This window comes from Zoogloea ramigera (assembly GCF_006539865.1).
Taxonomy (GTDB): domain Bacteria; phylum Pseudomonadota; class Gammaproteobacteria; order Burkholderiales; family Rhodocyclaceae; genus Zoogloea; species Zoogloea ramigera.
The window spans coordinates 1-6,479 of record NZ_BJNV01000122.1 but is presented as its reverse complement, the minus strand read 5'-3'; the positions used below and the strand labels follow the sequence as shown (position 1 = coordinate 6,479).

Here is a 6,479-nt window from a genome sequence, read left to right as displayed (position 1 = left end):
GCCGGGTCGCGGTCGAAGCGGTACTGGTCCACCGCGTCGCCCACGCTCTGGGTGAAGTCGGATTTGAGCTCGGCGGTGGCCACCGCGATGCCGTTCACGAACAGCACCAGATCCACCGCGTCCTGTGCGTTATTGAGCGAGTGATGCACCTGCCGCACCACCCGCAGCCGGTTGGCCGCGTAGGCCTGCTGGATCGCCCGGTTGAGGCCCAGCGCCGGCTTGAACTGCACCAGCATCAGGGGCTTCTTCAGCCCCACCAGCTCCACCCCGCGGCGCAGCACCTCCAGCGTGCCGTGCTCGTTGAGGCACTTGCGCACCCGCTCGGCCAGCACCTTGGGCAGCGACGCGCCGTGGGTCTTGGTGAGTGCCTGCCAGCTCTCCGGCTGGGTCGCCTCGACCCAGGCCAGGAGGTCGGGCAGGAACAGCGCATTGTGGCGATCGTAAAGGGCGGCGTCGCCCTCGGCATACAGCCAGCCGTGGCGGCCGAGGTGCTCGCAGATCGCGGATTCGAAGTGGTGTTCCTGGTGCAGGCTGGACATCACAGGCTAATGACTTTCTTGACGATTTCCTTGACTGCTTCCTTTCCAAGGAGCTTGATCGCTTCCTTCAGCATTTCGGCGACGGCGCTCTCCGGATCCGGTTCTTCAAGGACCAGGGAGGCGCCGGTCTTGAAGGCGAAGTGCTGAAACAGGTGGGCGTAGCCTGCTTTGGTTGTTGCCGAGTCGGGAACTGCGGTGATTTCGACGTATCGGGCGACGGCGATACTTGCCATGAATTCCCCCTGCACCTTGGTGCTGCGTGCCGGATCGCCCTGCCAATGAACTTCAACCCAGCCCTCCTCATCCTCTTTGGGCTCCTCGACTGGCAGGATCAGGGTGCCGTCGATCAACGATCTGGCGCAGTGGCGATCGCCGATCCGGTCGTTGGTGTAGATGGGCAGCAGGTTGGCGATGAACGCGACGATGCGGTGGCTGAGACCTTCACGCATGGCAGGCTTCCTGTTTTTGGAGTGCATTTCTCACGTCGATCTTACCGGTGACAGCGGCGGAGATCAGCGCGCTGCGGCGTTCCTTGAGGAGGGCTATGGCGCGGGTGGCTTCGGCGGCGAGGGCGTCGAGGCGGGCGGTTTCGGCGCTGATGAACTCGGCAATGGCTTTTTGCTCATCCATGACAGGAAGCGGCATTAGTAAGTCCAAAACGGCAGATTGACCAATGTTGAGCATAGAACTGCTGGCTCCAGTCGCATCCAGCTCGATTTGTGAGCGGGCTTCGCGGGTACTGAGATAAGCCGCGGCGAATGCAGCGAGACACTTGCCAGGGGCTAGCCTCAAACGGTACAGCTTGTCGCACAGCAGCAGGTTGTTGAAATCCCTCTGCACCACTGCCGCACTTCCGACAAGCTCACGAGTATTTGCCCTGGAAATCAGTAGATCACCCCGCTTGAGCGCATATGCAGGCATCGGAGCCAACTCCAGCGGCAGCTTCTTGTTTTCGGACGGGCGAAAAAACCCTCCGTTGACGCAACCGACTTTCAGAACTCCCCACTCGTCAGGCGCCTCAACCGGAAAGTTCTCACATTGAGGGCTCCACCCCTGCTCTATGGTGGATACGAGATGCCTGATACGCATCAGCTTCCAGTGTCTTGGCACCTCGCCCAGCCACTTCACCCCCGAATCCTTCATCGACACGTTCGGGTCCAGGCCCTTCGTGACCGCGTGGGAGATCGTGGCCTGGCGCTTCTCGGTCAGCAGGGCCAGTAGCTTGTCCTGCTCCGCGATCAGCGCGTCGATCTTGGCGGTTTCGCGGTCGAGGAAGGCGGCGATGGCGGTCTGCTCTGTTGCCGGCGGTAGCGTTATAGACAGCGTTTTGAATTCGTCCCAGTACGGGCGCAAGCGAAAATCCGTGACGCCTCGGGAGTGCCGCCGCATTTCCTCGACGGCCTGCGGTGAGCGAAGTTGCTGTTCAACCAAGTGGGTCTGGAATGTCTCCGTGGGTCTGGCAACCACATAAGCCGGGCTGACGAGCCCGGTGACCGTGGCCGTGCCAAATCCGCCCTGCCAAGCCCTCATCATGTTGTACACGAGGTCTCCGGGTGCAACACGTTTGTACTTCGACCGATCTTCACTACGGGTGACTTTTCGGCTGCGTTCCTCTTCGTCGATTTCGTCATCGGACACGCCAGAATGGATCGATACCATCAGGACGGGTAAGTCGGTATCCCCCTCTTCCGTAACCTGAACAAAGAGAGAACTCAGCCGACGAATCTCCCAATGCGCCGGCACCTCCCCCAGCCACTCGACCCCACTGTCCTTGTACTCCGGATATCTCGGCAGGCTCATGCGACCACCCTCCACAAATTCGTCTCCCGCCAGTGCGCCGGAAAGCCCATGGCCGCCGGGTCGATTTCGGGGTGGGCGGCCAGCAGGGCGTGGATTTCGCGCCGCCAGGTGTGGGCCGGGCTGAGCAGATCGAGCAGGTAGGCCAGCATGGTGAGGGTGTTATAGATCAGTTGCGGTTCGCTGGGGTTGAAGGCGCTGGCGATGTGTCTGGGTTTCTTGGCGGGTAGCGTGAAACGCAGGGCAAAGCGCCGGTTCCACACCCGGCCGTGGTGGGCGCAGTGGTTGCGGACCACGGTGAGGTGGTGGGCGAATGAGAGCAGCACGCGCTCGTCCAGACCGTAGTGGTCGGCGATGCGCTGGCGGTCGTCGGGCTTTGCCAGATTCTTGAGCCAGCGGGAGAGGTGCCCCAGGGTCATCAGCTCGCAGGCCACCCAGACGGGCGGCGTGACCAGCTCGGGGTAGCGCTGCCGGTAGTGTTTGGCGAAGGTCTCGCGGCTGCGGCCGTATTCCTTGCGGAGTTCGTCCTGGCTCTTGTGCCAGTCGGCGCTGTCCCTGAACAGGGCGAGGTTATCGTGGGCAAACGGCCCGTAGGTGCTGGCCAGGTGCTGGGCGAAGGTGGTGCGCAGGGAAATTTCGATGCGCTCGATGGCGTCGAGCAGCAGGAGCCGCAGCTCGCGATCGAAGACGTAGGTGGCGAGCACCGTCTCAAAGTTCGTCCCCGGCACAAAGGCGTGTGCGTCGCCGTCCGAAGGGGGACACTCGAAGGGCAGCCAGTAAGCTCGGAGCCGGTAGTAGTTGACGTGGGTGAGGTAGTGCCGGGCGCGGGCGCGATCCGGGATGTGCATGCCTCGGGCGGCCAGCAGGTCGATCTGCGCATCGACGCTCAGGGGCGGTTTGTCGAACGCCATTACCGACCCCGTAAACGAGAAACCCGCCTGGTGCGCATCGTAGAGAGGCGTGGCGGGTGTTGTTGAATGAAATAGTACGCAAACGCACCCGGCATGTCCAGCGCCGCAGGGGTACGTTGAGCGTAATTTGACACGGCGCTCATTCCGCCAGCCCCTCCAGCATCGCCATGATCCGGGCCGTAACGCCCTTCAGCTCCTCGTCGATCTCGTGCAGGCTGCGCGGCGGCTCGAAGACGTAAAAGTGGCGATTGAACGGGATCTCGTAGCCGACCTTGGATTTGTCGCGGTCGATCCAGGCGTCCGGCGCGTGGGGCAGGACTTCGCGCTGGAAGTAGGCATCGATATCCTCAAGCAGCGGCACGTTCTCGGTGTCGCGCAGGCTGCTGTCGGGCTGGGGCTTGCCCTTCTGCTTGCCCCGCTCGCCGAGCACGATATTGCCGGCTTCGTCGCGCAGCGGGCGCTCGACGGTGATCGTCGTGTAGCCGAACTCCTCGTTCTTAAACACGCGGGAGATCGGTACCGTCTTCACCTTGCCGCCCGCAGGCGCCACGGGCGGGGTGTCGCCGAAGAGCAGGATCTGCCGCGCGAGCTCCTTGCCCGCGGCATCCAGCACGATGGCCTGCTCGGCTTCGACGAAGTCGCCGAACAGGCGGGTGATGTCGGCGATGTGCGCGTCCGACATCTCCTTGCGCTTGCTGCCGAGGCTCTTGCGCATCTTCTGCCAGAAGCTGCCGGCGTCGATGAGCTGCACCCAGCCCTTGCGCTCGTCGGGCTTCTTGTTGGACAGAATCCAGATGTAGGTGCTGATCCCGGTGTTGTAGAACATGTCGGTGGGCAGGCCGATGATGGCCTCGACCAGGTCGTTCTCGAGCACGTAACGGCGGATCTCGGATTCGCCGCTGCCGGCGCCGCTGGTGAAGAGGGGCGAGCCGTTGAGCACGATGCCGATGCGGCTGCCGCCATCGGTGGCTGGGCGCATCTTGCTGATGAGGTGGAGCAGGAACAGCATCGAGCCGTCCGATACCCGCGGCAGGCCGGGGCCGAAGCGGCCGTCGAAGCCCTTGTCGAGGTGCTCCTTGCGCACGTCCTTCTCGACCTTCTTCCACTCGACGCCGAAGGGCGGGTTGGAGAGCATGTAGTCGAACTTGGTGTTGGCGTGGCCATCGTCGGACAGCGTGTTGCCGACCACGATGTTGCGCACGTCCTGCCCCTTGATGAGCATGTCGGCCTTGCAGATCGCGTAGGACTCGTCGTTGAGCTCCTGGCCGAACATCGTCAGGCGGGCGGCGGGGTTGTGTTCCAGCAGGTATTCGCCGGCCACCGAGAGCATGCCGCCGGTGCCGGCGGTGGGGTCGTAGAGGGTGCGCACCACGGCGTTGCCGGCGGTCAGCACGTCGTCGTCCTCAATGAAGAGCAGGTTCACCATCAGCCGGATTACCTCGCGGGGGGTGAAGTGCTCCCCGGCGGTCTCGTTGGAGATCTCGGCGAACTTGCGGATCAGCTCCTCGAACACCAGGCCCATCTGGGCGTTGTCGACGGTGTCGGGGTGCAGGTCGATGTGGGCGAACTTCTCGGTGACGAGGTAGAGCAGGCCGGCCTTGGCGAGGCGTTCGAGCTGGGTGAAGAAGTCGAAGCACTCGAAGATGTCGCGGGCGGCCGGCGAGAAGCCCTGGATGTAGGCGTAGAGGTTCTCGCGCAGGTGGTCCTGGTCGCCGAGCAGCTTGGCGAGGTCGAGCGGCGAGGTGTTGTAGAAGCTCTGCCCGGCCTTGCGCAGCAGGAAGGCGTCGGGGCTGATGCCGGCCTTGGTCTTGGCGTCGAACTCGGCGAGCACCGCCGCCTTGGTGCCGGCCAGCACACAGTCGAGACGGCGCAACACCGTGAAGGGCAGGACGACCTTGCCGTACTCGGATTGTTTGTAGTCGCCTCGGAGGAGGTCGGCGACGGACCAGATGAAGGACGAGAGGGCTTGGTGGTTCATGATTCGGGCGGGCCGTGCAGGGAAGGGCGCGCAGGATCGCGGCGCCGCCGGGATTTTACGGCTAATGAATTGTTTGCAGGACGGCCGTTGCGCGCGTGGGGCTCTCGAATGTTGTCCCAGTGCGTTCCGCGTTCACGCATGCCGAGCGGGGCTGCAGTGGTCAACGCGCCCCTTCGAGCTTGGGCTACCGCTTCACGACTCGGCTACGAGCTCGACCAAGGACGGCGCAGGCTGCGACATGTTGTTAAGCCGCTCCGCCGCGTTCTCCAGCGCCGTCATTGCGCCGCCATTCTGCGTCCACAGCTCTATCCAGGCGGGACGGCGGCTACGTCCGCTCCATTTCAGCTCAGGATTGCCGGGGTGCGCATAGCGGGTCGGCAGCGGGGCTTTCTGCTTTGCAACCAGCTTCCTGGTCCGCTTCGCTTTTCCGGGGGCCGTGGCTTGCGCTTGCGGCGGCAAGCTCAGCAGCTCCTCCAAGGTAAACCCTTCGGCCGCCGCCAGTTTGCGAAGCTTCTTGATCACATCGGCCTTGCCGACCCGCTCGCGTGCTTCAATTTCACGGCCGATGCGCTGGTTCAGCGTGTTCAGCTTGCCAAGGGAGAGGCTCGTCAGATCCATGGTCTATGTCGAAAGATATAAAAAATTGGAGGCCGCCATCATGCCTCACGCGATGGCGACCCCCAAACTCACTTTACCGGGAAGAAGATGCAGGCAGCGGGACGAGGGGCTACATGCTCCCTCGTCCCGCCCCGATGAAGAACTACTCAGCCTGCGGCTCGGACTTCCGCTCCGCGCTATTCCTCTCGATCGCCTGCAGCAGCCCGATAACACTCACCGCACACAGCCAGACCAGACCCCATGCAGCCGCCTCCCCCGCGTTCAGCCAGAAGAACCCGCTGAGCAGTGTCGACAGCGCCGCCACGATGATGCGCGGCACCGGCTGGGGGACCCAGGACAGGATCGCTGAGGCCAGCGAGCTCATCAGCAGGACGTAGGCGATCCCTCCAATGTGACTTCCGGTTTGGTGGAATTCCATGTCCCCCATCGAGAACGCCATCCAGGGCATGAACCACAACAGCACGCCGGTGATACCCAGCAGTGTTCCAACGACACGTTTGTCCATTTGAGGTGCCTCCTTTCTGGCCTTACTTGCCGGCACGCTCGGCCTGGTTCACAAACGCCCCTTTGAAATCCTCCGGGATGTAGCTGTCCACCACCGTCACCTTCCCGCCAATCGACTCGGCGGCGGCGCGC

7 protein-coding genes are annotated in these 6,479 nt (G+C 63.2%); all 7 read right to left on the bottom strand.

The genetic code is table 11. The features are described from left to right. Positions 1-539 (bottom strand): type I restriction endonuclease (locus tag ZRA01_RS19670; protein ID WP_246093780.1); only part of this gene is annotated, 539 nt, incomplete at its 3' end. Further along, positions 539-988 (bottom strand): hypothetical protein, encoded by a 450-nt coding sequence (locus tag ZRA01_RS19665; protein WP_141355074.1) that lies wholly within the window; start codon positions 986-988, stop codon positions 539-541. The genes ZRA01_RS19670 and ZRA01_RS19665, both read right to left, overlap by 1 nt. Then, positions 981-2,339, bottom strand: a complete 1,359-nt coding sequence (locus ZRA01_RS19660; RefSeq protein WP_141355073.1) for a restriction endonuclease subunit S — start codon at positions 2,337-2,339, stop codon at positions 981-983. Before ZRA01_RS19660 ends, ZRA01_RS19665 begins: the two co-directional genes overlap by 8 nt. Further along, entirely contained in the window at positions 2,336-3,247 is a 912-nt protein-coding gene (locus ZRA01_RS19655) for an Abi family protein (RefSeq protein ID WP_141355072.1), read from the bottom strand. The genes ZRA01_RS19660 and ZRA01_RS19655 overlap by 4 nt, the downstream gene beginning before the upstream one ends. A gap of 139 nt (positions 3,248-3,386) precedes the next feature. Then, the gene (locus tag ZRA01_RS19650) at positions 3,387-5,225 is read right to left on the bottom strand and encodes a type I restriction-modification system subunit M (protein ID WP_141355071.1); all 1,839 of its coding nucleotides are present in this window, start codon (positions 5,223-5,225) and stop codon (positions 3,387-3,389) included. Between the two features lie 192 nt (positions 5,226-5,417). Continuing rightward, the gene (locus tag ZRA01_RS19645; protein ID WP_141355070.1) at positions 5,418-5,843 is read right to left on the bottom strand and encodes an H-NS histone family protein; all 426 of its coding nucleotides are present in this window, start codon (positions 5,841-5,843) and stop codon (positions 5,418-5,420) included. 142 nt (positions 5,844-5,985) lie between these two features. Further along, the gene (locus ZRA01_RS19640; RefSeq protein WP_141355069.1) at positions 5,986-6,348 is read right to left on the bottom strand and encodes a hypothetical protein; all 363 of its coding nucleotides are present in this window, start codon (positions 6,346-6,348) and stop codon (positions 5,986-5,988) included. Between the last annotated feature and the right edge of the window lie 131 nt (positions 6,349-6,479).